At 69.6% G+C, this 21,978-nt stretch carries 19 protein-coding genes; 7 read left to right on the top strand and 12 right to left on the bottom strand.

Annotated features, from left to right (window positions below):
- Positions 1–491 precede the first annotated feature (491 nt).
- The 5 genes from ABNX41_RS13505 to ABNX41_RS13485 form a co-directional block, all read right to left on the bottom strand.
- A complete protein-coding gene (locus ABNX41_RS13505) occupies positions 492–1,577 on the bottom strand; it encodes a serine protease (protein WP_438670251.1) in 1,086 nt (361 codons plus the stop codon).
- A 16-nt stretch (positions 1,578–1,593) separates the two neighbouring features.
- On the bottom strand, positions 1,594–3,576 hold the full coding sequence (locus ABNX41_RS13500; RefSeq protein ID WP_438670250.1) for a caspase family protein: 1,983 nt from the start codon (positions 3,574–3,576) through the stop codon (positions 1,594–1,596).
- A 109-nt stretch (positions 3,577–3,685) separates the two neighbouring features.
- A complete protein-coding gene (locus tag ABNX41_RS13495) occupies positions 3,686–5,059 on the bottom strand; it encodes a HAMP domain-containing sensor histidine kinase (RefSeq protein ID WP_438670249.1) in 1,374 nt (457 codons plus the stop codon).
- On the bottom strand, positions 5,056–5,763 hold the full coding sequence (locus tag ABNX41_RS13490) for a response regulator transcription factor (RefSeq protein ID WP_438670248.1): 708 nt from the start codon (positions 5,761–5,763) through the stop codon (positions 5,056–5,058). The genes ABNX41_RS13495 and ABNX41_RS13490 overlap by 4 nt, the downstream gene beginning before the upstream one ends.
- 45 nt (positions 5,764–5,808) lie before the next feature.
- A complete protein-coding gene (locus tag ABNX41_RS13485) occupies positions 5,809–7,143 on the bottom strand; it encodes a S1C family serine protease (RefSeq protein ID WP_438670247.1) in 1,335 nt (444 codons plus the stop codon).
- A 384-nt stretch (positions 7,144–7,527) separates the two neighbouring features.
- On the opposite strand from ABNX41_RS13485, the gene ABNX41_RS13480 reads away from it, so the two are divergent.
- Positions 7,528–8,145, top strand: coding sequence for a hypothetical protein (locus ABNX41_RS13480; protein WP_438670246.1), 618 nt, complete (start codon positions 7,528–7,530; stop codon positions 8,143–8,145).
- Between the two features lie 8 nt (positions 8,146–8,153).
- Entirely contained in the window at positions 8,154–10,292 is a 2,139-nt protein-coding gene (locus ABNX41_RS13475) for a caspase family protein (protein WP_438670245.1), read from the top strand.
- A 131-nt stretch (positions 10,293–10,423) separates the two neighbouring features.
- Here ABNX41_RS13475 and ABNX41_RS13470 read toward each other — a convergent pair whose 3' ends face one another.
- On the bottom strand, positions 10,424–11,143 hold the full coding sequence (locus ABNX41_RS13470) for an arylesterase (protein WP_438670244.1): 720 nt from the start codon (positions 11,141–11,143) through the stop codon (positions 10,424–10,426).
- Between ABNX41_RS13470 and ABNX41_RS13465 the strand changes: the two genes are divergently transcribed.
- Both ABNX41_RS13465 and ABNX41_RS13460 read left to right on the top strand, forming a co-directional pair.
- Positions 11,142–11,822 carry an ABC transporter ATP-binding protein gene (locus ABNX41_RS13465; RefSeq protein ID WP_438670243.1) on the top strand — a complete coding sequence of 227 codons (681 nt, stop codon included), beginning with the start codon at positions 11,142–11,144 and terminating at the stop codon, positions 11,820–11,822. The genes ABNX41_RS13470 and ABNX41_RS13465 overlap by 2 nt on opposite strands.
- Positions 11,819–14,347: an ABC transporter permease gene (locus ABNX41_RS13460; RefSeq protein WP_438670242.1), complete on the top strand. Its 2,529-nt coding sequence runs from the start codon at positions 11,819–11,821 to the stop codon at positions 14,345–14,347. Before ABNX41_RS13465 ends, ABNX41_RS13460 begins: the two co-directional genes overlap by 4 nt.
- 6 nt (positions 14,348–14,353) lie before the next feature.
- Here ABNX41_RS13460 and ABNX41_RS13455 read toward each other — a convergent pair whose 3' ends face one another.
- Positions 14,354–15,250, bottom strand: coding sequence for an EamA family transporter (locus ABNX41_RS13455; RefSeq protein ID WP_438670241.1), 897 nt, complete (start codon positions 15,248–15,250; stop codon positions 14,354–14,356).
- A 241-nt stretch (positions 15,251–15,491) separates the two neighbouring features.
- Complete coding sequence (gene hemE / locus ABNX41_RS13450; RefSeq protein WP_438670240.1) at positions 15,492–16,532, bottom strand: uroporphyrinogen decarboxylase; 1,041 nt, start codon at positions 16,530–16,532, stop codon at positions 15,492–15,494.
- Positions 16,533–16,699: 167 nt separating this feature from the next.
- On the opposite strand from hemE, the gene hemC reads away from it, so the two are divergent.
- On the top strand, positions 16,700–17,659 hold the full coding sequence (gene hemC, locus ABNX41_RS13445; RefSeq protein ID WP_438670239.1) for a hydroxymethylbilane synthase: 960 nt from the start codon (positions 16,700–16,702) through the stop codon (positions 17,657–17,659).
- A gap of 15 nt (positions 17,660–17,674) precedes the next feature.
- Here hemC and ABNX41_RS13440 read toward each other — a convergent pair whose 3' ends face one another.
- Positions 17,675–18,028, bottom strand: coding sequence for a hypothetical protein (locus ABNX41_RS13440; RefSeq protein ID WP_438670238.1), 354 nt, complete (start codon positions 18,026–18,028; stop codon positions 17,675–17,677).
- Positions 18,029–18,083: 55 nt separating this feature from the next.
- A complete protein-coding gene (gene hemF / locus ABNX41_RS13435) occupies positions 18,084–18,980 on the bottom strand; it encodes an oxygen-dependent coproporphyrinogen oxidase (RefSeq protein WP_438670237.1) in 897 nt (298 codons plus the stop codon).
- A 120-nt stretch (positions 18,981–19,100) separates the two neighbouring features.
- On the opposite strand from hemF, the gene ABNX41_RS13430 reads away from it, so the two are divergent.
- Complete coding sequence (locus ABNX41_RS13430) at positions 19,101–19,511, top strand: hypothetical protein (RefSeq protein WP_438670236.1); 411 nt, start codon at positions 19,101–19,103, stop codon at positions 19,509–19,511.
- Between the two features lie 15 nt (positions 19,512–19,526).
- Here the strand turns inward: ABNX41_RS13430 and ABNX41_RS13425 are convergent, their stop codons facing one another.
- Complete coding sequence (locus ABNX41_RS13425; protein WP_438670235.1) at positions 19,527–20,519, bottom strand: class I SAM-dependent methyltransferase; 993 nt, start codon at positions 20,517–20,519, stop codon at positions 19,527–19,529.
- A 27-nt stretch (positions 20,520–20,546) separates the two neighbouring features.
- Positions 20,547–20,828 carry an ATP-dependent Clp protease adapter ClpS gene (gene clpS, locus ABNX41_RS13420; protein ID WP_438670275.1) on the bottom strand — a complete coding sequence of 94 codons (282 nt, stop codon included), beginning with the start codon at positions 20,826–20,828 and terminating at the stop codon, positions 20,547–20,549.
- A 253-nt stretch (positions 20,829–21,081) separates the two neighbouring features.
- Between clpS and ABNX41_RS13415 the strand changes: the two genes are divergently transcribed.
- A complete protein-coding gene (locus ABNX41_RS13415) occupies positions 21,082–21,825 on the top strand; it encodes an HAD family hydrolase (protein WP_438670234.1) in 744 nt (247 codons plus the stop codon).
- The last annotated feature ends 153 nt before the right edge of the window (positions 21,826–21,978 follow it).

Raw genomic sequence — 21,978 nt, 5'->3', positions numbered from 1 at the left:
GCCCAGCGTGCCCAGCGTGCCCAGCGTGCCCAGCGTGCCGCGATCACGCCCGGCAGATCCCCGTTGCAAGCGGGAAATCGCCCCGGATTGCGTCGACCAACTGCCTTCGGATCCGGGGGCAGGCCACAGGCCAGGACAGCGCCCCCCCCTGGGCGACTGGGTAAGCAACACGGCGCCAGCAACATGGGTTTGCAGCACCCGGGCCGACCCGGGCAGTTTCCAAGGCAATACCCCGGTCGCGCCGATCCCGAAGATAGACGGCAGATCCCGCCACAGAGGCCCGCGACGGGACCGGCGAAAGACCCGCAATCGGCTCTCTCCCGCCCGAACCGACGCGGCGCGCGCCTGCCGCCCCTGCCCGGCCCCTCCCTCGGCCGCGCTTCCACTCCCTCTGCAATGCCAAAGGGCCCCGCCGGTATGGCGGGGCCCTTGCGCTGTTCCTGGATGGCGGCCGATCGGGGCGCTACGCCCCGATCATCAGGCGCGGGCCATCAAAGATTGGACAGAACCACCTCGTTCATCCAGGGCACGAATTTAGACACGTCGACATAGGCCGAGAACAGGGCCTTCTCCTCGCAGCCCCGGCCCGAGGTGGCGGTCAGGCCCCAGCTTACGATACCGGCCTGGATATAGCTGCCGTCATCCAGCGGCACGACCAGCGGGCCGCCCGAATCGCCGTTGCACGAGGTCTTGCCGCCCTCGAACGTGCCCGAACAGATCATGTTCTCGGTGATCATGTCGGGCGAGGCCTCGATCATCTGGTCCCACAGCGCATAGGCGTCGTCCCGGTTCAACCCCAGGACTCCGGCCGCATAGGCGAAGCCCTCGACCGCATCCTCGGCCAGAACCTCCAGCATGGTGGAATTGCACAGGTCGCGGTCCAGCATCTGGATCTGCACCTCGCGCAGCTCCGGCGCCGGGCGGCCGCCGTTCTGCAACCCCCAGCCGGTGACGACCGTGGTCACGCCGGGCTGTTGCAGGATGTCGCCGAATTCGGCATCCGGCACCTCGATGGTCTGATAGGCCACGCGCGGCGCCCGGGCGAGCTTGATCAGCGCGATGTCGTAATCCAGATAATCCGGCGAATAGGAAGGATGGGTGAACACGGCCTCGACCGGGACGCTGTCGCCGGTTCCGTCCAGCCGGTTGGTGCCGACAAGGACCGAGAATTCACCGGGATCCAGATCGGCGCCGACGCCCGCCTCGTCGGCCCAATGCACGCAATGGGCCGCCGTCAGCACCCATTCGTCCATCACCATCGAGCCGCCGCAGAACTGGCTGTCGGTCGAGACCGGCATGCCAGTCAGCGTCAGGGCCACCTGCCAGGGCCAGGCGCCGTCCTCGGCCACCTTGCCGCCGATCACCTTGGCGCCCGCCGGATCGGCCTCGGCCTCGGCGGCATCGCGCGCGGCCTTGGCGCCGGAGGCGGCGAATTCGAAGGGCGAGGCGGACGCGCCCGGCTCGGCTGCCGCCACCGTCAGGGGAAACGCCTCGGCCCAGACCGACGGCGCCGCGGCGCCGGTCGCGGCAAGACCCGCCGCCACCAGCGCGAGCGGTTTGAGAAGGGTTCGTTTCATCCAAAATTCCTTTCGTTCAAACGGGTTCTTGCGTCCCTGGTCCAAGTCGCACGATCTGGCGCAGCATGGTCAGATCGGCCGGTTTCATCGAGAAGCCGCGCAGGGCGGTGTCCTCGTCTTCGTAAAGGCGGCCCTCAAGCCAGATCGACAGCGGGTCTTCGCCCGACGCACCCCCGCGCATCTCGCCGGGGGTGGCAAGACGGGTCAGATCCACCCGCAAGCCCTTTTCGGCACTCAGCGGCACGGCAAGCACCCAGATCTCTTCCAGCCCGGCGGGCATGTCCTGGGTGATGCGGAAACCCACCCGGGCGCTTTCGCCGGGGGCCAGCCGGTTTGCGATGCCCCGCTGCGGCCAGATCGGCTGCACCCGGAAATCGGCGCCGAAATACAGCACCGAGACATCCTGGGTCTTGCCCGAGCTGTTGGTCAGCACCAGCCAGATCTGATCGCAGCCCGACACGCCCTGCGCCGGGTCATGCGGCTGCGCGGCCCCGGCCGGGCCGCAACTGCCGTCCTCCAGCACTCCGGCCTCGCGCCGCTCGATCTCCATGGTGATGGCCTCGGCCTTCGAAAGCCCGCGCCCGGCCGCGCCCGCCAGCGTCTCGCGCAGCCGCAGGCCGTGGGCCGCAACCGCAAGCGTGCGCGCCAGCGCCTCGGCGATGGTCTCGCCGGCCAGCACCTCGACGCGGGGGGTCGAGCCCGGCCCCTCGGGGTCGAGCACGCCGTCCGCCCGCGCCAGCGCCACGGTGCCCTCGGTCAGGATCGGCACCAGATCGGGCTTGCGCCCCGGTTCGGGCAGGGCGGCCAGCCATCCGGCATAGTCGTGGCCATCCGCGCCATCGGCCCGGACCGCCGCCGCCAGCGTCAGCGGGCGCGGGGGCGGCGCCGCGCTGACCTCGGCCCAGAGCGCGGCTTCGGGGATCTCGCCCTCCAGCACCGCCCCCCGCGCGGTGACCGAGGCCACCCGCACCACGCCAAGGGCCTCGCCCCCGGCGCCATCGGCGTAAAGCAGAAGCTCGGTGCCCTCGGCGATGCCCTGCAAGAGACCGGCGCGCAGGCTTCCCTCCTCGATCCGGTGGCGCTGCCCGGCCAGCCCCTCGCCGAAGACCGGCCGGTCGAGCATCGTGCCCTCGCCGTCCGGCACCTGCCGCGCCGGGCCCTGCACCATCGCATCCGCCGTGGCGGCCAGAACCTGGGCCCAGCTTGCCTCGGGGGCGCGGGCCAGGGTCTCGCTCAGCCGCAGGGTGAATTCGCCATGCCAGATCCCGGTGTCGCCCAGGGGATATTCGAACGAGCGTTCCTCGGCCTGCGAGGAATAGAGGAAGACGAAATCGCCCGAGAGCCCGGCCTGCTCCACCGGCACCTCGGGAATGTAGGAGACCGCATCGGCGGGGATGCCCAGTTGACCCTCATCCAGCGCGCGCGCCACGCCCGTCCCTTCGGTCGAGCGAAAGCCCGTGGCGGAATGGCAGGCGTCGATGAAGCCGACCAGCGCCACATCCCTGGCCAGCACCGATTGCGCCCAGACCTGAAGCTCGTCGTCGAGGATGGCGTTTTCCACCGCGCCGACCTCGCCCACCCAGTTGCGCGCATCCATCGGCAGGAAGATCTCGTCATAGCCGCCGCCTTCGTCGCCCGACAGGTCCGGCGCCTGGCTGCCATGGCCGGAAAAGTAGAAGACCACGGTATCGCCGGGCGCGGCCCGTTCGGCCACCTGTTCCAGCGCCGTCATGATGCCCGCGCGGGTGGGCAGCGCGGTCGCGGCGCCCGCGGGCAGGTCGGTGGGATCGGTGGTCAGGATCGTCATCGACATGGGCGAGACGCCCCGGATCTCCAGCGTCTCGGCCATCAGGCGCACGTCATGGGGCGGGCCTTGCAGGTCGGCGTCGAGATACAGGTATTCGCCCACCCCGATCAGCACCGCATGCACCTCGGCCCGCGCCGGAAGCGTCCAGGCCAGCGGCAGGGCCAGAAGAGCATATGCGAGGCTGCGTTTCATGGCCGCCAAGATGCCGGGCGGATCGCCGTCGCACAAGCCTGCCGCGCGGGGGTGACGGCATTTGTCATCGTCGGAACCGGCGGCCGGGGCTAGGGGCGCGGCCCGGCGCTCATTCGGGGACGACGGGCCAGAGGATCTCGACCGTGAGCCCCCTGTCGACCCGGGGCAGCAAAAGTCGCGCGCCATGGCGCAGGGCGATCGCGCGCACCAGCGCCAGCCCCAGCCCGTGGCCCTTGATCCCCCGGCTGCGGTCGCGCTCGGCCCGGGTGAAACGCTCGAACACCTCTTCGCCCAGCCCCTCGGGCAGGCCGGGCCCGCTGTCGGCAATGCGCAGGACATGCCCGCCCCCGCCCTCGGCCCCGCCTTCGGTCAGGTCGAGCGAGAGCAGGTCCCCCGGCCCGCAATATTTGATGGCATTGTCCAGAAGATTGGCCAGCATCTGCGCGATCAGGTTGCGGTCGCCCAGAACGGTCAGATCCGGCGCGATCCCGGCCCGGGGCAACAGGCCCTTGTCCTCGGCCACCGGCTCGTAAAGCTCCCAGACCTCGGCGGCGATGCCCGACAGGTCGACCGGCACCAACCCGCCGCCCGAGCCCTGGTCGGCCTCGGCCCGGCTGATGTCCAGCAGCGAATCGAAGACCCGGATCGCCTGGCGCATCTCGGCGCGCACCCCGGCGGTGACGGCCTCCTGCCCCTCGATCCGGTCCAGCCGCGCCAGCATCCGGTTCAGGGGGGTGCGCATCTCATGCGCGATGGTGTCGGACAGGCGGTGGGTGGCGCGGTTGAGATTGGCGATCCGGTCCAGCATGGCATGGACATGGGTTTCCAGCAGCCCGAATTCGTCCTTCGAACGCGGCCCGGGCAGCCGCGCCTCCAGATCGCCCAGGGCCACCCGGTCGGCCAGATCGTTGAGCCGCCCGATCCGCGCCATGACCTGCCGCGCCGCAAGCCAGCCCACCCCCGCCGCCGCAAGCACGATCCCGGCCAGAAGCGCCGCCATCCCGCCCCGCATCGCCGAAAGCGTCGCCTCCACCGGGGCAAGCGGGCGCCCCGCCAGAAGCCCGAAGCCCCCCGGCAGATCGCGCGCGGCGACCAGCCAGCGCGCGCCGTCGATCCAGACCTCGCGCGCGGGTTCGAGCGTGAAGCCCTCGCCCTCGGCATGCAGTCCCTCGGGCCAGCGGTCCAGCGTGCCGACCATGGCGCGGCCCGCGCGGTCGGTCAGCAGGACGATCTCCTCTCCGCCCAGATCGGCGCGATAGCCGATGGCCTCGCGCAGGGCGATGATGCGGCGCTGGTCGTAAAGCGCGGACAGGCCGTTCAGATCGGCCTCAAGCAGCGCCGCCTGCGCCGCCATGAGACGGTCGGCCACCAGCCGGTATTGCAGCCCCATGGCAATCAGCGACAAAAGCGTGACCGCCGCCGCCATCAGCGCCGCCAGCCGCAGCGTGGCGCGGGCCTGAAAGGGGCGGGGGGGCAGCGTCACGCCGGATCGGGCGCGGGCGCCGACGGCAGCGGCGCGAAGACATAACCCTCGCCGCGCGCGGTCTGGATCGCGCTGGATCCGGCCTCTTCCAGCTTGCGGCGCAACCGGCCGACATGGACATCGACGACATTGGTGCCCGGGTCGAAATGCAGCTTCCAGACATTCTCCAGAAGCTGCATCCGCGTCACCACCTGCCCCGCGTTGCGGGCGAAATAGCTGATCAGCTCGAACTCCCGGGGCGAGAGCGCGACATGGCTGCGCCGGACATGGACGGTCCTGGCCTTCAGGCGGATCTCAAGCTCGCCGAAGGCCAGAAGGTCGTTGTCGAGCACCTGGATGGCGCCCCGCCGCAAGAGCGCGCGCAGCCGGGCGCGCAGTTCCTCGGCCTCGAAGGGCTTGGGCAGGTAGTCGTCGGCCCCCTTCTCCAGCCCCTCGACCCGGTTCGCCGCCCGGCCAAGCGCCGACAGGATCAGGATCAGCCCCCGCGCCCCGCCCGCGCGGATCCGCGCGATGGCATCGACCCCGTCGCCGCCGGGCAACATGCGGTCCAGCACGATCACGCCGTAATCCCCCGCCAGCGCCTCGGCGATGCCGCTGTCCAGCCGGTCGCGCATCACCGCCGCGCAGCCAAGCGCCTCAACCTCCGCCGCGATGGCGGCGGCGATTTCGGGATCGTCCTCGATGATCAGGATGCGGTCGGTCATGGCGCGCGGGATCCGGGATTCTGGCGACAAGGGATGGTCACGAGATCAGAATACCACGACCGCCGGGTCAAGCACATTCGACCCGCCCGCAGGCCGCAACTGCCCGGCCTTGCCCCAGGGATCAAGCAGCACATGCCTTGTCTGCCCGCCCGGAGACTGCACCAGCAGCAGCGCGGCGCCCGCGATCTCGACCATTTCGAGCATTTCCCGATCCATCGCGACGCTGTCCACCGCGACGATCCGCTCGCCCTTGACGAGGCCCGCGATCAGCGCCGGCGAATTCTCGGTCACGGCAAGGATCGCGCCATCCTCGCCCAGGACGACGCCAAGCGCGCCCAGGCGGTAGCTTGCGACCTTCTCGGCCTCGGCCGCCAGGCCCGACAGGTCACGCACCCGGATGCCCTGGCCGGTCTCCCCGGCCTCGGGCGGATCGAAGCGCAGGGTCAGATCAAGGCTTTCGCCAGCCCGCGCCACGGTCAGAGCCAGCTCTCCCGCGGGCAGCGCCGCCTCGATGGCGAAGACGAAGGCGCCCGGCTGCGCTAGCGCCACGCCATCGGCGGCAAGGATGATGTCGCCCGGCGCCAGCCCGGCCCGCGCGGCGAGACTGCCCGGATCGACGGCATCGACCAGCAGCCCTTGAACCGCCACGTCGAGGATGGTGGCAAGCTTGCGGTCCACTGGCCGCGCCTTCAGGCCAAGCGCGGGGAAGGGCTCCACCGTCTCGTCGATCAGCCCCTCGACAAGGCGGGTCACGTCGGCTGCGGCGATCGCATAGGCGATGCCCACGAACATGCGGCTGCCATCCGCGATCTGGCTGTTCATCCCGACGAGACGCCCCTCGGCATCCACCAGCGGCCCGCCGGACGAGCCGGGATTGACCGCCGCGTCATGCTGGACCATCAGGATCGGCACCGAGATGTCGACCTGCCGCTCGGTCGCCGAGACGAGGCCCAGGGTAAGGGTGAATTCGATCCCCAGGGGCGCGCCAAGGGCATAGACCTCAAGCCCCAGCTCCACCGGCTCGGCGCGCGGCACGAGGCCACGGCGGCTCTCGCCCTCGACCGGGGCGGGCAGCGAGATCACCGCGACATCGCGCAATTTGTCCAGCCCGATGACATGGCCCAGCATTTCGCGGCCATTGCGGTCGACCAGGCGGACCGAATCGCGGTCGCCGACCACATGGGCATTGGTGACGACGACCGATGCCTCCTCGCCCCAGTAGAAGCCCGAGCCCAGGAAGTCGTCGGCGGAATCGCCAGAGCGGATCACCAGGACCGAATCCATCGCCGCCTCGATCCCCGGGGCCGCGCGCGCGGGCCGCAGCGCCGCAAACATCAGGCAGGAGGCCATCAGCAGCATGAAGCCCAGGTGAGAGAGCATTTTCAACGCCGTGGCGGAGGTGGCGGAGGCTGACCCGGAAACGGGACAGGGTGCTGCGCGAAGGCCGGGTGCTGCGCGAAGGCGGGGCGACAGGATCCGATTGGAAAACATCTTGGTTCTGACCTTTGGGTTCTTTGCCATGGCCACAGCTATGCGCCCAGCCCGCGCCGGGGTCACATGACAAATCCGGTCATGAATGAATTGTGCATTTACATGCGGATAGCGGAACAGCATCCTTGCCTTCACCGGATCGGGCGGGGGCCTGCCACAGCCGAGCCGCCGCCCGCGCCCATGCCGTCCGCCCCCATCTGGCCGGGCCCTTCCGGCCGCCCGCCCCTCGACCCGCCTTTCGCCCGAAACCCTTTCCCGGACCCTGCCAGATCCATGCGCAAGCCCTTCCTTCTGACCGCCGCCCTCTGCCTTGGCCTTTCCCCGGGCCCGGCCGTCGTGGCGCAAGAAAGCCAGGCGCCCGGCCTTCTGCGGCAGGCCGCGCTCTCGGCCGATCTCTATCGGCTGGGTCTTGCGCAAGAGGATGCGCTGCTGGTCCTCGCGGCGGCGAAGATGCGGCGCGCGCTGGATTTCCTGCCGCCGCCGGAGGCGGCCCCGACCCTGACCGGCTGGGAGGCAATGGCCGAAGCGGCGCGCGAACTCGCGGCCGGGGATCCCCTTCTCCTCGACCTGATCGAGGACAGCCTGGCCGAAAGCCTGAAGGGCGTGGCCACCGGGCCGACCTTCCTGATCCGCTCGCTCGCCGATCCCGAAGGCGCCTCGGTCGAGCTGGAATTCTCGGGCGGCACCCTGGCCGAGGTCTATGTCGAGGGCGCCATCGGCAACCGCGTCAGCCTGGCCGTCAGCGATGCCGCCGGAAACCCGATCTGCCGCGACAGCCCCGAATCCCATATTGCCTATTGCGACTGGACGCCGGCCGAGGACGGCGCTTTCCTGATCACCGTCTCCAGTCTCGACCATTCCGTCACCGATTACATTCTTGTCACCAATTGAGGCCCAAGATGATCCGCAAACTCATGCTCGGCACCATCCTGTCGCTCGTCGCCATGCCCGGTCTCGCGCGCGAGAATTACGCCCTTCTGGTGGGCGCGAACGAATATGTGAACCTTGCCGAAAGATGGTGGCTGAAAGGCCCCGCCAACGATGTCGAACTGGTCGAGGAATATCTGCGCAGCAATGCGCCGGTGCCCTTCGCCGACGACAATATCATCGTGCTGACGGACGGGAGCGAGGGCCGCGACACCGCGACACTTGCCAATATCCGCGCCGCCTTCGCCAGGCTGACCGAGGCGGTGGAGCCCGGGGATTTCGTCTATATCCACCTTTCCGGCCACGGCACCCAGGCCCCCGCGCTGTTCCCCGAACTTGAGCCCGACGGGCTGGACGAGCTGTTCCTGCCAGTTGACATCGGCAAATGGAACAACACCGTCGGCGTGGTCGAGAACGCGCTTGTCGATGACGAGATCGGCGAATTGCTCGACGCGATCCTGCGCAAGGGCGCCGATGTCTGGATCGTCTTCGACAGTTGCTTTTCCGGCACCGCGACCCGGGCGGCGGGCGGCGATGAATATGTCGGCATGCGCCAGTTGGACGACGAGGCCATCGCCTTTCTGGAAATCCCCCAGCTCGAACCCGAGACCAGCCGCGGCCTTGGCGGGGCCGAGCCCGATGCGGGATCGGACTCGCTGGTCGGGCGCGTCGCGACCGACAGTTCCGAAAGCGACGGCGAACATGCGCGCGGCGCGCTCGTCGCATTTGCCGCCGCCCAGTCGAACGAGATGACCCCCGAGAAGAACCTGCCGCGCGGCCAGCCCGACCGCAAGCCGCGCGGGGTCTTCACCTATACCCTGTTCGAGACGCTGGCAGAATATCCCCAGGCCACCTACGGCCAGATCGCGCAAGAGGTCTTGCGGAAATATTCCACCGGCAACCTGGCGAAATCGACGCCCCTGTTCGAAGGGGATCTGGACCGGATCGTCTTCGCGGGCGAAAAGGGCGATCGCGTCGCGCAATGGGAGCTTGCCTCGGTCGAGGGGCAGTTGACCATCCCGGCAGGCACGCTGCACGGCCTGACAGAGGGGGCCGAGCTGGCCGTTCTGGCCAGCGCCGCCGATGCGACCCCGGATGCCATCGGCCATGTCCGCATCGTCTCGCTCGACACTTTCACCGCCGTTGTCGAGCCGATCGCGAAGGATGGCCTGGCGCTGCCGGACGAATTGCCGCGCGGCCTCTATATCCGCAAGGCCGATCCGGCGCTGGATTTCACCCTGTCGGTGGCGCTGCCCGAAGCAGGCAGCCTGCCCGCCGATGCGCTGCTGGAGGCGCTGGAGGATCTTGAGAAGATCGCCGGGCCGCGGCTGAACTTCGTCGCGGCCGGAGAGGATGCCGACCTCATCCTCGCCGTGCTGCCCGAGGATCTCGAAGACCGCAACGGCCAGAGGAACCCCGCCCCGGACGCGCTGTGGATCCTGCCCGCGACCGGGCTGATCGAGGATTTCGGCCAGACCCAGCATGTGACGACGGCGGGACGCACGCCCGGGCTTCTGGTGACCACGCTGGCCGACAAGCTGACCACGATGTCGAAGGCGCTGAACCTGATGAAGGTGGGCGCGGCGGTGGGCGCCGGCGCGCTTGACGTCGATGTCCAGGTCCAGACCCGCAGTGCCGACGACCCGGTCCTGCGCACCCTGTCCTCGGTGCCGGTTCCGACGCTTGCGGTCGCGGACCAGGTCCATGTTCTGGCCTCGAACAACATGGATGTGCCGGTGGATGTGAACGTGCTTTATATCGGCGCGGATTATTCGATCACCCATTGGTATTCGGGCCGCCTGCATCCGGGCGACGAATTGAAGAAGGGCCTGTTCAAGATCGGCGACGAGACCCTGGGGCAGGAGCGGATGATCGTCGTCGTCACCCCGGCGGGCAGGCATACCAAGGTCGAGGATCTGAGCTTTCTGGCGCAAGACGGGCTGACCCGGTCGACCGCGGAGATGATCGGCCTCGAATCGGCGCTGACCGAGGCCGGGTTCGGCCACAACACCCGCGGCGCCGAGCCGCTGGACGAGGCGCTGGACGATGCCGGAAACGGGCCGATGATCCTTCAGATCGAGTTGCGCACCACCGCGCGCGAGGCGCTCTGAAACGCCGCGCGGGAGATGGGGCAGCCGGGGAAGGGGGCGCTGCCCCCGTCTCCTGCCGGAGACTCCCCCGGGATATTTCGGCCAAGATGAAGGGGCGAGGACCGTTCCGGTCGTATCCGGCGTTTTCGGGGTCAGGGGAGGGGTGCTGCGCCCGCGCGTTCGGCCAGCCGCTCGACCTCGGGGCCGAGCGCCTCGACGATCAGCCGCACGCCCTCGGCATTGGGATGAATGCCGTCGCCCTGCATCCAGGCGGTCATCGAGGCCGGATCCGAGGGATCGCCCCCCGCCGCGATCAGCCCCGCGAAGAAATCGGGGACGAGGATGGCGCCATGGGCCTGGGCCAGGTCGGGATAGACCGCGTCGAATGCCGCCTTGTAATCCGGCCCCCAGTTCGAGGGCGACCGCATGCCCACCAGCAGGACCGGCAGGTCGCGGGCCCGGGCGGCATCGAGGATCGCTGCGAGATTCGCGCGCAGATCCTCGGGCGGCAGGCCGCGCAACATGTCGTTGCCGCCCAGCGTCACGATCAGCGCGCCCGCCTCGGGCCCGAGCGCCCAATCCACCCGCGCCCGCCCACCCGCGCTGGTATCGCCCGAGACGCCCGCGTTCTGCAGCGCGATCCGCCCCGGTCCCCGGGCGTCGAGCCAGGTCTGAAGCTGTGCCACCAGCCCGTCTTCGGCCGGAAGCCCGTAGCCCGCCGTCAGGCTGTCGCCAAGCGCGACCACCGTCACCGGCTGCGCCGATGCCGCAGTTGCGGCGCCAAGGCAAAGACCCAACGCAAACGTGAGGTTGCGCAGCGCGCCAGATAGGTCATACCCCTTCTGAACCGCCCGTCTCAGGAATGCACGCATGACAGATCCCGTCCTTTCGCTTTCCGATATCCGGCTGACCCTTGCCGGGAACGCCGGGCCGGTCGAGATCCTGAAAGGCATATCGCTTGAGGTCAACCGGGGCGAGACGCTGGGGCTGATCGGGCCTTCGGGTTCCGGCAAGTCTTCGCTGCTGATGCTGATGGGGGGGCTGGAGCGGGCGAGTTCGGGCACGATCCGCGCCCTTGGCCAGGACCTGACCGCGCTGGACGAGGACGGGCTGGCGCTGTTTCGGCGCGGGCGGATGGGAGTGGTGTTCCAGTCCTTCCACCTGATCCCGACCATGACCGCGCTTGAAAACGTCGCGCTGCCGCTGGAGCTTTCCGGCGCGCCGGAGGCCTTCGGGCGGGCCCGGGCCGAGCTGGATGCGGTGGGGCTTGGCCATCGCCACGACCATTATCCGGCGCAATTGTCCGGTGGCGAGCAGCAAAGGGTGGCGCTCGCGCGCGCCATCGCCCCCCGCCCCGCGATCCTTCTGGCCGACGAGCCGACCGGCAATCTCGACAGCGCCACCGGTGCCGCGATCATGGATCTGCTGTTCGACCTGCGCGACCGCCATGGCGCGACGCTGGTGCTTGTGACCCATGCGCCCGAACTGGCGGCGCGCTGCGACCGCATCACCCGGCTGGCCGATGGCCGCATCCCGGATCTTGCGGCATGAGCGCGGCGCTCGCCCTGCGCATCGCCGGACGCGAGTTGCGCGCCGGGATGCGCGACCGCCTGCGCGGCTTTCGCGTCTTCCTGATCTGCCTCGCGCTCGGCGTGGCGGCGATCGCGGCCGTGGGGGCCTTGCGCGCCGCGATCCAGAACGGGCTTTCGGATCAGGGCAGCACGCTTCTGGGCGGCGATGCCGAGATGGAATTCACCTATCGCTTCGCCTCGGACGAGGAGCGCGCCTTCATGGCGCAGAAGGCGGCGGCGGTGTCGGAAATCGTCGATTTCCGCTCGATGGCGGTGATCGAGGGCGACCAGGCGCTGACCCAGGTCAAGGCGGTGGACAGCCTCTGGCCGCTTTACGGCGCGCCCGGGCTGTCGCCCGATATGCCCCTGGCCGAGGCGCTGGCGGGTGGGGAGGGCCTGCCGGGCGCGATCATGGATCCGGTGCTGATCGACCGGCTGGGGCTGGAGATCGGCGGCACATTCCGGCTGGGCAGCCAGGATTTCCGCCTGACCGCCGCCCTGCTCCACGAGCCCGACAGCGCCGCCAACGGCTTTCTGCTGGGCCCGCGCACATTGGTCGCGACCGAGGCGCTGGCGCATTCGGGGCTGATCGTGCCCGGCTCCTTGTTCGAGACCAAATACCGCCTTCGCCTGCCCCCCGGCGCCGATCTGGCCGCGCTTGAGGCCGAGGCGGAAAGCCTGTTCCGCGACAAGGGCCTGCGCTGGACCGACAGCCGCAACGCCTCGCCCGGGATCGAGAGATTCGTGCGCAATATCGGCGCCTTCCTGGTGCTGGTCGGGCTGGCGGGGCTAGCCGTGGGGGGCGTCGGGATCTCGGCCGCCGTGCGCGCCTGGCTTGAGGGCAAGACCGCGACCATCGCCACGCTGAAGACGCTGGGGGCTTCCTCCGGGCTGATCTTTTCCACCTTCCTGATCCAGATCGCGGCGCTGTCGGTGATCGGGATCCTGGCGGGGCTGGCGGTCGGGACCGGGGTGCCGCTGGCGCTGGCGCCGCTGATCGAGGCCTCGCTGCCCTTTCCGGCGCATGTCGGCATTTCCGGCCGCGCGCTGGCCGAGGCCGCCTTCTACGGCGCGATGACGGTGCTGATCTTCACGCTGATGCCGCTGGCACGGGCGGAACGGATCCGGGCGGCGGGGCTTTATCGCGGCACCGGGGGGGCGCCCTGGCCGCGCGCGCGCTGGATGGCGATCCTGGCGGGGCTGATCGGCGTATTGCTCGCGGTCGTGGTCTGTGCCTCGGGCCTGCCGGGGCTGGCGCTTGGCACCGCCTTCGGCGTGGTCGCCGCCCTTGGCGTGCTGGCGCTGGCCGCGCTCGGCCTGCGCCGTGCCACGCGGGCCATGGCGCGGGCAGGGCTTGCCCGGGGCCGCCCGGCCCTGCGCGCGGGCCTGGCCGCCATCGGCGGGCCGCGGTCCGAGGCGGTGCCGGTGGTGCTGTCGCTGGGCCTGGGCCTGTCGGTTCTGGCCGCGGTGGGGCAGATCGATTCCAACCTGCGCCGCGCCATCGACAGCGACCTGCCGACCCGGGCGCCAGCCTTCTTCTTCGTCGACATCCAGCCCGACCAGATCGGCCCCTTCCTGGAGCGGATCGGCACCGACCCGGCCGTGACCGGGCATGAGACCGCCCCCATGCTGCGCGGCATCCTGACCCGGATCAACGACCGCCCCGCGCGCGAGGTGGCGGGCGACCACTGGGTCGTGCGCGGGGATCGCGGCATCTCCTACGCCCGGGCCATCCCCGAGGGCACGAGGATCACCCAGGGCGAATGGTGGGCCGAGGACCACTCCGGCCCGCCCGAGGTCAGCTTCGGCCAGACCGAGGCCGCCGAGATCGGGCTGAAGCTGGGCGATACGATCACGGTCAACGTGCTTGGCCGCGACATCACCGCCACCCTCACCTCGTTGCGCGAGGTGGATTTCTCGTCCGGCGGGATGGGCTTCGTGATGATCATGAACGAGGCCGCCCTGCGCGGCGCCCCCCACAGCCATATCGCCACCGTCTATGCCCCGCCCGAGGCCGAGGCCGCGCTCTTGCGCGAGGTGACGCGCACCTGGCCCAATATCACCGCGATCCGCATCCGCGAGACCATCGACCGGGTGACCGAGGCGCTTTCGGCCATCGCCACCGCCACCGCCTGGGCGGCGGCGGGCACGCTGATCACCGGCTTTGCGGTGCTGATCGGCGCGGCGGCAGCGGGCGAGCGGGCAAGGTCCTACGAATCGGCGATCCTCAAGACCCTGGGCGCCACCCGGCGGCGGATCCTGACGAGCTTCGCGCTGCGCTCGGCCCTTCTGGGGGCGGCGGCGGGGCTGGTCGCGGTGGCGGCGGGCGCCATCGCCGGATGGGCGGTGATGCGCTTCGTGATGGAGGCGACGTTCCGGTTCGAGCCCCTCTCGGCCATCGCCATCACCCTTGGCGGGATCCTCGCGACGCTGGTCGCCGGGCTGATCTTCGCCGCGCGCCCGCTTTCGGTGCGCCCGGCGCGGATCCTGCGGGCGCAGGACTGAGACCCCTCAGGCCCGCCACAGCAGCAGCGCCACGCCCGCCATCAGCACCGCCATGCCGCAAAGCTGGCGCGGCGTGACCGACTGGCGCAGCCAGTAGCGCGAAATCAGCAGCGCGAAGACCATCTCGGTCAGCGCGACGGTCCGCACATGGGCAGCGGGCGCCAGCGAGAATGCGGTGAACCAGCAGGCCGAGGCCGAGGCCCCCAGAAGCCCCGCCCCGATCGAGGGGCGCCAGGCCCTGAGGCTGCCGATCAGCGCCGGGCGGTCGAAAAGCAGCATCCACAGCATCAGGGTCAGGGTCTGGATCACCAGAGACAGCACCAGGATGGTCAAGGCCCGGATCAGGAAATCGCCGCTTTCCAGCGCATTGATCCCGCCCCGGAAGCCGATGGCCGAAAGGCCGAACAAGGCCCCCGACAAAAGCCCCAGCAGCGCGGGCCCAAGCTCTGCCAGATCGGCGCCCCGCGTCCCGGGCCGCAACGACAGGATCAGCACCCCCGCCACCGCCACCGCGATCGCAAGCATCATCGCGGGCGTCAGCGGATCGCCCAGCAGGGGCCAGGCGATCAGCGCGACGATCACCGGCTCGCCCTTCAGCCAGGCGGTCGAGATCGCGAAACCGTTGCTTTTCATCACCAGCAGCATCACCGCCGTCGCCCCGATCTGCGCCAGCGCGCCGGTCGCGGTGAAGCCGAGGGCGGAAAGCGTCAGCCCGGGCACCGCCTGGCCGGTGATCCGCGCCGCCAGCCAAAGGAACAGGACCGCGAAGGGCAGGCCGAACAGAAACCGCACCTGGGTCGCCCCGATGGTGCCGATCCTGGCGGTCAGCCCGCGTTGGGTCACGTTGCGAAGCGTCTGGAGCAGCGCACCCGCAAGCGCGCTCAGGGCCCATAATGCGGGCATCGGTCGGTGTCCTTCGATCCTTGCCCGCTTGGCCGCGGGTCGCTGGCGTGATGCCCGCCGGGCGGGCCACAGGCCGCAGCGATAGAACAGCCCGGGCGCGGATGCCATGGCGATCTTCCGCCTCGGGCGGCGGCGGGCCCGGTCCGCGCGGCGACAGGTCGACGGAACCGCCCTTTCCGCGCCCTCCCTGCCCGATATCCGGGCAGAGCGCGCGATTCAGGCCCGGGCGGGGACGCTCAGGTCAGGCCGCGCGCAGCGTCTCGATCATCAGGCGCACGTTGTCGGGATCGGCATCGGGGGTGATGCCATGGCCCAGGTTGAAGATATGCGGGCCGTTGCGGAAGGCCTCGACCACATGGCGGGTCTCGCGCACCAGCGCCTCGCCGCCGGTGACAAGGTGATGCGGCGCCAGATTGCCCTGGACGCAGCCATCCTTCTGCACATGCCGCGCCGCCCATTCCGGGCTGACGGAATTATCGACGGCCACGCAATCGGCCCCTGTCGCGCGGGCGAAACCGACATAGCCCTCACCCGCCTCGCGCGGGAAGGCGATGACCGGAAGGCCCGGGTGACGCGCCTTCAGGGCCGAGATGATCCGGGCGGCGGGCTTCACCGCGAAATCGGCGAAATCCTGGCCCTTGAGGCTGCCCGCCCAACTGTCGAACAGCTTGACCACCTCGGCTCCGGCCTCGACCTGGGCGGAAAGGTAAAGGACGGTCGCCTCGGTCAGATGGTCGATCAGCGCCTGGAAGGTCGCGCGGTCCTCGGCCTTCAACCGATGCGCCGCCGCCTGCTCCTCCTTGCCGCGCCCGGCGATCATATAGGTCGCGACCGTCCAGGGCATGCCCGCGAAACCGATCAGCGTGGTCTCGGGCGGCAATTCGCGGCGCAGGATCCGCAGCGTCTCGCAGACCGGGGAAAGCGTCTCATGCACCGCCTCCGCCGGGCGCAGCGCCGCGACCTGCGCCGCAGTGGCGGTGGTTTCCATCCGAGGCCCCTCGCCGGTCTCGAACCACAGTTTCGGGCCAAGCGCCTGGGGCAGAAGCAGGATGTCGGCAAACAGGATCGCCGCGTCGAAGCCATAGCGGCGGATCGGCTGCAAGGTCACCTCGGCCGCGAGTTCGGGATTGTAGCACAAGGACAGGAAATCCCCGGCCTGGGCCCGGGTGGCGCGATATTCCGGCAGATAGCGCCCCGCCTGCCGCATCATCCAGACCGGCGGCGTGGGAAGCACTTCGCCCGCAAGGGCGCGCAGGATGGCTTTTTCGGGCTTGGCGGTCATGGGTCCCTCCGGGCTGATCCCCCCGCGCCCCGTGCCGCGTGGGGGGGCCGAAGTCAAGACAAAGCCCCCTTGCCCCCCCGCGCCCCATCGTCGCCCCCAAAGGCCCGGCGGGGGTTGCGACAGCGCGGCGGTTGCCTCGCCCTTCGGGCTTCGCTAAGGCTCGGCGCATGACCCGCACGTGCGCCACCACCGACCTGCCCTCGCCCGACCGCCCCCTGAAGATCGGCACCCGGGGCTCTCCGCTTGCGCTCTGGCAGGCGCATGAGGTGCGGCGCCTGCTGATGGCCGCCTTCTCGCTGCCCGAGGCGGCGTTCGAAACCGTGGTGATCAAGGTCACCGGCGACCAGATCCAGGACAAGGCCCTGCGCGAGATCGGCGGCAAGGGCCTGTTCACCCGCGAGATCGAAGAGGCGCTGGCCGATGGCGGGATCGACATCGCGGTCCATTCGATGAAGGACATGCCGACGATCCAGCCCGAGGGGCTGGTGCTGGATTGCCATCTGCCCCGGGCCGATGTGCGCGACGGTTTCGTCAGCCCGCGCTATGGCTCGATCCGGGACCTGCCGCAGGGCGCCGTCGTCGGATCGTCCAGCCTGCGGCGGCGGGCGCAACTGGCATTGCGGCGCCCCGACCTGAAGCTGGTCGAGTTCCGGGGCAATGTGCAGACGCGGATGCGCAAGCTGGCCGAAGGCGTGGCCGATGCCACCTTCCTTGCCATGGCGGGGCTGACCCGCCTCGGCATGGCCGAGGTGGCGCGCACCGCCATTGAGCCCGAGGAAATGCTGCCCGCCGTGGCCCAGGGCGCCATCGGGGTGGAGCGGCGCGCGGATGACGCCCGGGTCGCGGCGCTTTTGGAAAGGGTCCATGACCCCGACACCGGGCTGCGGCTCGCAGCCGAGCGCGCCTTCCTCGCGACGCTGGACGGATCGTGCCAGACCCCCATCGCCGGGCTCGCGATCATCGAGGGCGGGACGCTCTGGCTGCGGGGCGAGATCCTGCGCCCGGACGGCAGCGAGGCGATCACGGACGCGCTGCGCGGCCCCGTCGCCGAGGGGCCGGAACTGGGCAGGCGGCTGGCCGAAACGCTGCTGTCGCGCGCGCCCGCGGGCTTTTTCGACGCGAACTGACGCATTCCTGGGGCCTCAGCCCGGGAAACGCGCCCCGAGCATGCCGCGCAGGGCCTCCAGCGCCTCTTCCGCGCCCTCGCAACCCGGGCCGATCCGCACCGCGATCAGGGTCGCCCAGCCGATCCGCGCCGAACGGGCGGGGTCGATGGCGATCTCGATCCCGGTCCGGCCGGATGTCACGGCGGCGACCGCATCCTCGGCGCCCAGGCTTTCGTCCGAGACCTCGAACCACACCGGGCCCCCGCCAACAGGCTGGCGGAACAGGACATAGGGTTCGTCCTCGCCCTCGCCCTCGGCGAAACCGACGAAGAGGACCCCCTCATCCTCGACCACCGAAGCATAGGCCGCCTTCACGCTGATATCCGCCATCCTGTCCCCATCCCTTGCATTTCGCCGCCCGCGGGCCCCCGCGCGCGCCCTTGCCTCAGGGCCATTTCGCCAGCGGCGGCAGGCTCATCAGCACCGCCTCGGCGTCATGCCCGGTCTCAAGCCCGAATTTCGTGCCCCGGTCGTAGACCAGGTTGTATTCGGCATAAAGCCCGCGATGTATCAGTTGCGCCTCGCGCTCGGCCGCGCCCCAGGGGGTGGGCAGGCGGCGCTCGACCAGCGGCAGGAAGGCGGGCAGGAAGGCCTCGCCCACGGCGCGGGTAAAGGCGAAATCACCCTCCCAACTGTCGCGCGCGGCGCCGCCGCTGTTCAGGTCGTCGTAGAAGATCCCGCCGACGCCGCGCGCCCGGCCCCGGTGCGGCACGAAGAAATATTCGTCCGCCCAGGCCTTGAACCGGGGGTAATGGCCCGGATCATGCGCATCGCAGGCCGCGCGCAGGGTGGTGTGGAAGGCCTCGGTGTCCTCGGCATATTCAAGGCAGGGGTTCAGGTCGGCCCCGCCACCGAACCACCAGGCGCCCGGTGTCCAGAACATGCGGGTGTTCATGTGGACGGCCGGGGTATGGGGGTTCTGCATATGGGCGACGAGGCTGATCCCCGAGGCCCAGAACCTTGGATCCCCGGCGATCCCCGGCACGCCGCGCGCCGCCATCGCCTTTTGCGCGGCCGACGACAGCGTGCCATGCACCGCCGACCAGTTGACGCCGACCTTCTCGAACACCCGGCCCCCGCGCATCACGCTCATGATCCCGCCGCCGCCGCCATTCGCGCGGGTGGTGGGGCGGACCTCGAACCGCCCGGGCGGCAGATCCGGGCCCAGACCCTGTTCCGCCGCGCGATCCTCCAGCGCCTCGAAGGCCTCCACGATCCGGTCGCGCAGGCCCCTGAACCAATCGGCCGCGAGGCTCTTGCGCTTTTCGAAGTCTTCCGTCATCCCGTTCCCCATGCGCGATCCTTGCCGATCCGCGACCCGATCCCCGACCCCGCCTTGCGCGCCCGGCAGCCCGCGCTACCCTGAGACACGCATCCGCGACCCTCAAGAGCGAGTCGTTCCATGAAACGCGCCGTCCTGCCTGTCATGCTGTTCCTCGCCGCCTGCGGCACCCCGCAAGAGCAATGCATCTCGCGCAATACCAAAGACCTGCGGGCCGTCGAGAAGCTGATCGCCGAGGCCGAGGGAAATCTCAAGCGCGGATATGCGATCGAGACCGTGACCTATCGCGAAACCGTGATGACCTGGTGCCGCATGCGGGTGCCGGGCCCGCCGGACGCCTCGGGCGCGCCCACGGTCGAGATCAGATCCGTGCCCTGCCGCGATGTCGAGACCCGCACCGTGAAGCGGCCGAAATCCATCGACCTGGAGCTTGAGGCCCGCAAGCTGGCGCAACTGCGCGACAAGCGGGTTCAGCTATCGCGCGCCGCGCAGCCGGTCATCGCGCAATGCAAGGCCGAATATCCCGAGTGATCCCCCAGTGACCACTCAGCGCGGACGGCGGCGGGGCTTGACCGCCCGCACCACCCGAAACGCGCTGTCGGCGAAAACGGTCTCGAATTCCAGGAAATGCTCGGCCAATACCGGGTCGTAGGGCAGGTGCCGGTTCGCCACCATCCAAAGCTGGCCATCCGGCGCCATCATCCGCCGGGCGGCGGCGATGAACGCCGCGCCAAGCGCCGGATCGGCATTGCGCCCGGCATGGAACGGCGGGTTCGTCACCACGGTTTCCACAAGGCTTTCGGGGCGGAACGACAGCGCATCGACCCAGTGGAACCGCGCCCGATCATCCACGACATTCTCGCGCGCGCAATCCAGCGCATCGCGCTCGGCCTCGACCAGATCGAGCCGTTTCACACCGGCCCGCGCCAGCACGGCGCAGGACAGATACCCCCAGCCCGCCCCCAGATCCACAATCTTGGGCCCCAGCTTCTCCGGCAGATATCCCGCCAGCAGAACCGAGCCGCGATCGGGCCCGTCGGCCGAAAAGACGCCCGGGCGGGTGATAAAGCCGCCCTCGACCCGCTGCAGCGCGGCGGCCCATCCGGCAAGCTCGGGCCCGGCGCGGAACACCGCGATCTTGCCATGCGCCTTGGCCAGGGCCTCGGACAAGGCGACATGGCCGCGCAATTCCTTCAGCATCGCATCGACGCCATCGGTCTTCTGGCCATCGACCACCACCGGCGCGCCGGGGGGCAAGAGGCCCGCCGCCTCGGCCAGCAGCGCGCGGGCATGCTCGCGGGCGCGCGGCATGCAGACCACCGCCATCGCATGGGGGCCCGTAACCTCGGTCTCAAAGCCCAGCTTCTGGAAATGCTCCTGCGCGGGCCGCCAGCCGGTCAGGACCGTCACCCGCTCTTTCGGCAAGGCCGAGAGATCCTCGCCCGGCATCGGACGGAAGACCGCTATCCGCCCCTCGGGCGGCAGGTCGAAAAGCCCGGAATCAAGGGCGAGTTCAAGGCGGGAGGCGCGCGGGGTCATGACAGCGGGCGGCACGGGGGGCCGCGCCTATTCCTTTTCCATCGTGCATTGCAGTGGGTGCTGGTGGCGGCGGGCGAAATCCATCACCTGCGCCACCTTGGTCTCGGCCACTTCGAACGAGAACACGCCGACCACCGCCAGCCCCTTCTTGTGGACCGCCAGCATGATGTCGAAGGCCTGGGCGTGGTTCATGCCGAAAAACCGCTCAAGAATATGGACGACAAACTCCATCGGCGTGTAATCGTCGTTCAAGAGCAGCACCTTGTACATCGGCGGGCGCTGCGTCTTCGGCTTGGGCTTGGCCATCAGCGAGGTGTCGTCCCCCGGGCCGCCCCCGGCACCACCGGGTGGATCGGACAGGGTGAAAGGGCTGTGGGACACGTTCAAGGCCTCGTCCTCGGCGGGATGGATGGGTGATCGGCAAAACCGGATGCGCAAGGGATTCGCCCGGGCACTCTCCGGGCGTAATGCTATAGGAATATAACTTCTTTTCCGCTAACGAAAAGAGGCAGGGATTGATCCCCCGCCCGCAAGGCGGCAGGAAGGGGGCAAGAGGGCCGCCATGACCGCATCGCGCATCACCACAATCGGTTTCGACGCCGACGACACGCTCTGGCAGAACGAAGCGTATTTCCGCCTGACGCAAGAGCGTTTCACGGAGCTGCTGCGCGATTACGCCCCCTCGGACCACCTGCAGGACCGCCTTCTGGCGGCCGAACGGCGCAATATCGGCGCCTATGGTTTCGGGGTGAAGGGCTTCACGCTTTCGATGATCGAGACCGCGATCGAGGTGACCGAGGGCCGCGTGCCCGCCCGCGTGATCTCGGAACTGCTGGGATCGGGGCGCGCCATGCTCGACCATCCGGTCGAGATCCTGCCCCATGCCCGCGAGACGGTCGAGGCGCTGTCGCGCGACTTCCGGCTGGTGCTGATCACCAAGGGCGACCTGCTGCATCAGGAAAGGAAGCTGGCGCAATCGGGCCTTGGCGATTTCTTCGACGCGGTCGAGATCGTGTCCGACAAGACCGCCGCCACCTATCGCAGCGTCTTCGCGCGCCACGGCACCGGCGCGGACGAGGCGCTGATGACCGGCAATTCGCTGAGATCGGACGTCATTCCCGCGCTGGAGGCGGGGGGATTCGGCGTCCATGTGCCCTCGCGCATCGAATGGGCGCTGGAAGCCGCCAAGGAACCCGCCGACCACCCGCGCTACAGCAGCCTGCCTGATCTTGGCGCCCTGCCCGACCTGGTCGAGCGGCTTGGCAGCACCCCCACGCCTAGCGCCGTGCAACCCGCCGCACGCTAGATCTTCCCCGTTCCGGGTCGGCGTGACGCATCTACGCCACAAGGTGGGAAATTCCGCCAAAGTGCCTGGAATTTGCGGGTTTTTCTGTCGCCCCGCCTGTGCTAGCCTCGCGTCTGAGGCAGAAACGAGGCTCCGCCAAAGGGGCCCGAAACA

The sequence above is a fragment of the Pseudogemmobacter sonorensis genome, from assembly GCF_042762395.1.
GTDB lineage: Bacteria > Pseudomonadota > Alphaproteobacteria > Rhodobacterales > Rhodobacteraceae > Pseudogemmobacter > Pseudogemmobacter sonorensis.
The sequence above is the reverse complement of the archived record's forward strand: the minus strand, read 5'-3'. Positions and strand labels throughout refer to the sequence as shown.

What these genes read in the sequence shown, in the direction of transcription:
- ABNX41_RS13465 (WP_438670243.1), top strand. Translation starts at nt 11,142, where the DNA reads ATGACAGATCCCGTCCTTTCGCTTTCCGATATCCGGCTGACCCTTGCC.
- ABNX41_RS13500 (WP_438670250.1), bottom strand. Translation starts at nt 3,576, where the DNA reads ATGAAACGCAGCCTCGCATATGCTCTTCTGGCCCTGCCGCTGGCCTGG.
- ABNX41_RS13485 (WP_438670247.1), bottom strand. Translation starts at nt 7,143, where the DNA reads ATGCTCTCTCACCTGGGCTTCATGCTGCTGATGGCCTCCTGCCTGATG.
- ABNX41_RS13490 (WP_438670248.1), bottom strand. Translation starts at nt 5,763, where the DNA reads ATGACCGACCGCATCCTGATCATCGAGGACGATCCCGAAATCGCCGCC.
- ABNX41_RS13480 (WP_438670246.1), top strand. Translation starts at nt 7,528, where the DNA reads ATGCGCAAGCCCTTCCTTCTGACCGCCGCCCTCTGCCTTGGCCTTTCC.
- hemF (WP_438670237.1), bottom strand. Translation starts at nt 18,980, where the DNA reads ATGACGGAAGACTTCGAAAAGCGCAAGAGCCTCGCGGCCGATTGGTTC.
- ABNX41_RS13460 (WP_438670242.1), top strand. Translation starts at nt 11,819, where the DNA reads ATGAGCGCGGCGCTCGCCCTGCGCATCGCCGGACGCGAGTTGCGCGCC.
- hemE (WP_438670240.1), bottom strand. Translation starts at nt 16,532, where the DNA reads ATGACCGCCAAGCCCGAAAAAGCCATCCTGCGCGCCCTTGCGGGCGAA.
- ABNX41_RS13425 (WP_438670235.1), bottom strand. Translation starts at nt 20,519, where the DNA reads ATGACCCCGCGCGCCTCCCGCCTTGAACTCGCCCTTGATTCCGGGCTT.
- ABNX41_RS13475 (WP_438670245.1), top strand. Translation starts at nt 8,154, where the DNA reads ATGATCCGCAAACTCATGCTCGGCACCATCCTGTCGCTCGTCGCCATG.
- hemC (WP_438670239.1), top strand. Translation starts at nt 16,700, where the DNA reads ATGACCCGCACGTGCGCCACCACCGACCTGCCCTCGCCCGACCGCCCC.
- ABNX41_RS13440 (WP_438670238.1), bottom strand. Translation starts at nt 18,028, where the DNA reads ATGGCGGATATCAGCGTGAAGGCGGCCTATGCTTCGGTGGTCGAGGAT.
- ABNX41_RS13470 (WP_438670244.1), bottom strand. Translation starts at nt 11,143, where the DNA reads ATGCGTGCATTCCTGAGACGGGCGGTTCAGAAGGGGTATGACCTATCT.
- ABNX41_RS13430 (WP_438670236.1), top strand. Translation starts at nt 19,101, where the DNA reads ATGAAACGCGCCGTCCTGCCTGTCATGCTGTTCCTCGCCGCCTGCGGC.
- ABNX41_RS13505 (WP_438670251.1), bottom strand. Translation starts at nt 1,577, where the DNA reads ATGAAACGAACCCTTCTCAAACCGCTCGCGCTGGTGGCGGCGGGTCTT.
- ABNX41_RS13415 (WP_438670234.1), top strand. Translation starts at nt 21,082, where the DNA reads ATGACCGCATCGCGCATCACCACAATCGGTTTCGACGCCGACGACACG.
- ABNX41_RS13455 (WP_438670241.1), bottom strand. Translation starts at nt 15,250, where the DNA reads ATGCCCGCATTATGGGCCCTGAGCGCGCTTGCGGGTGCGCTGCTCCAG.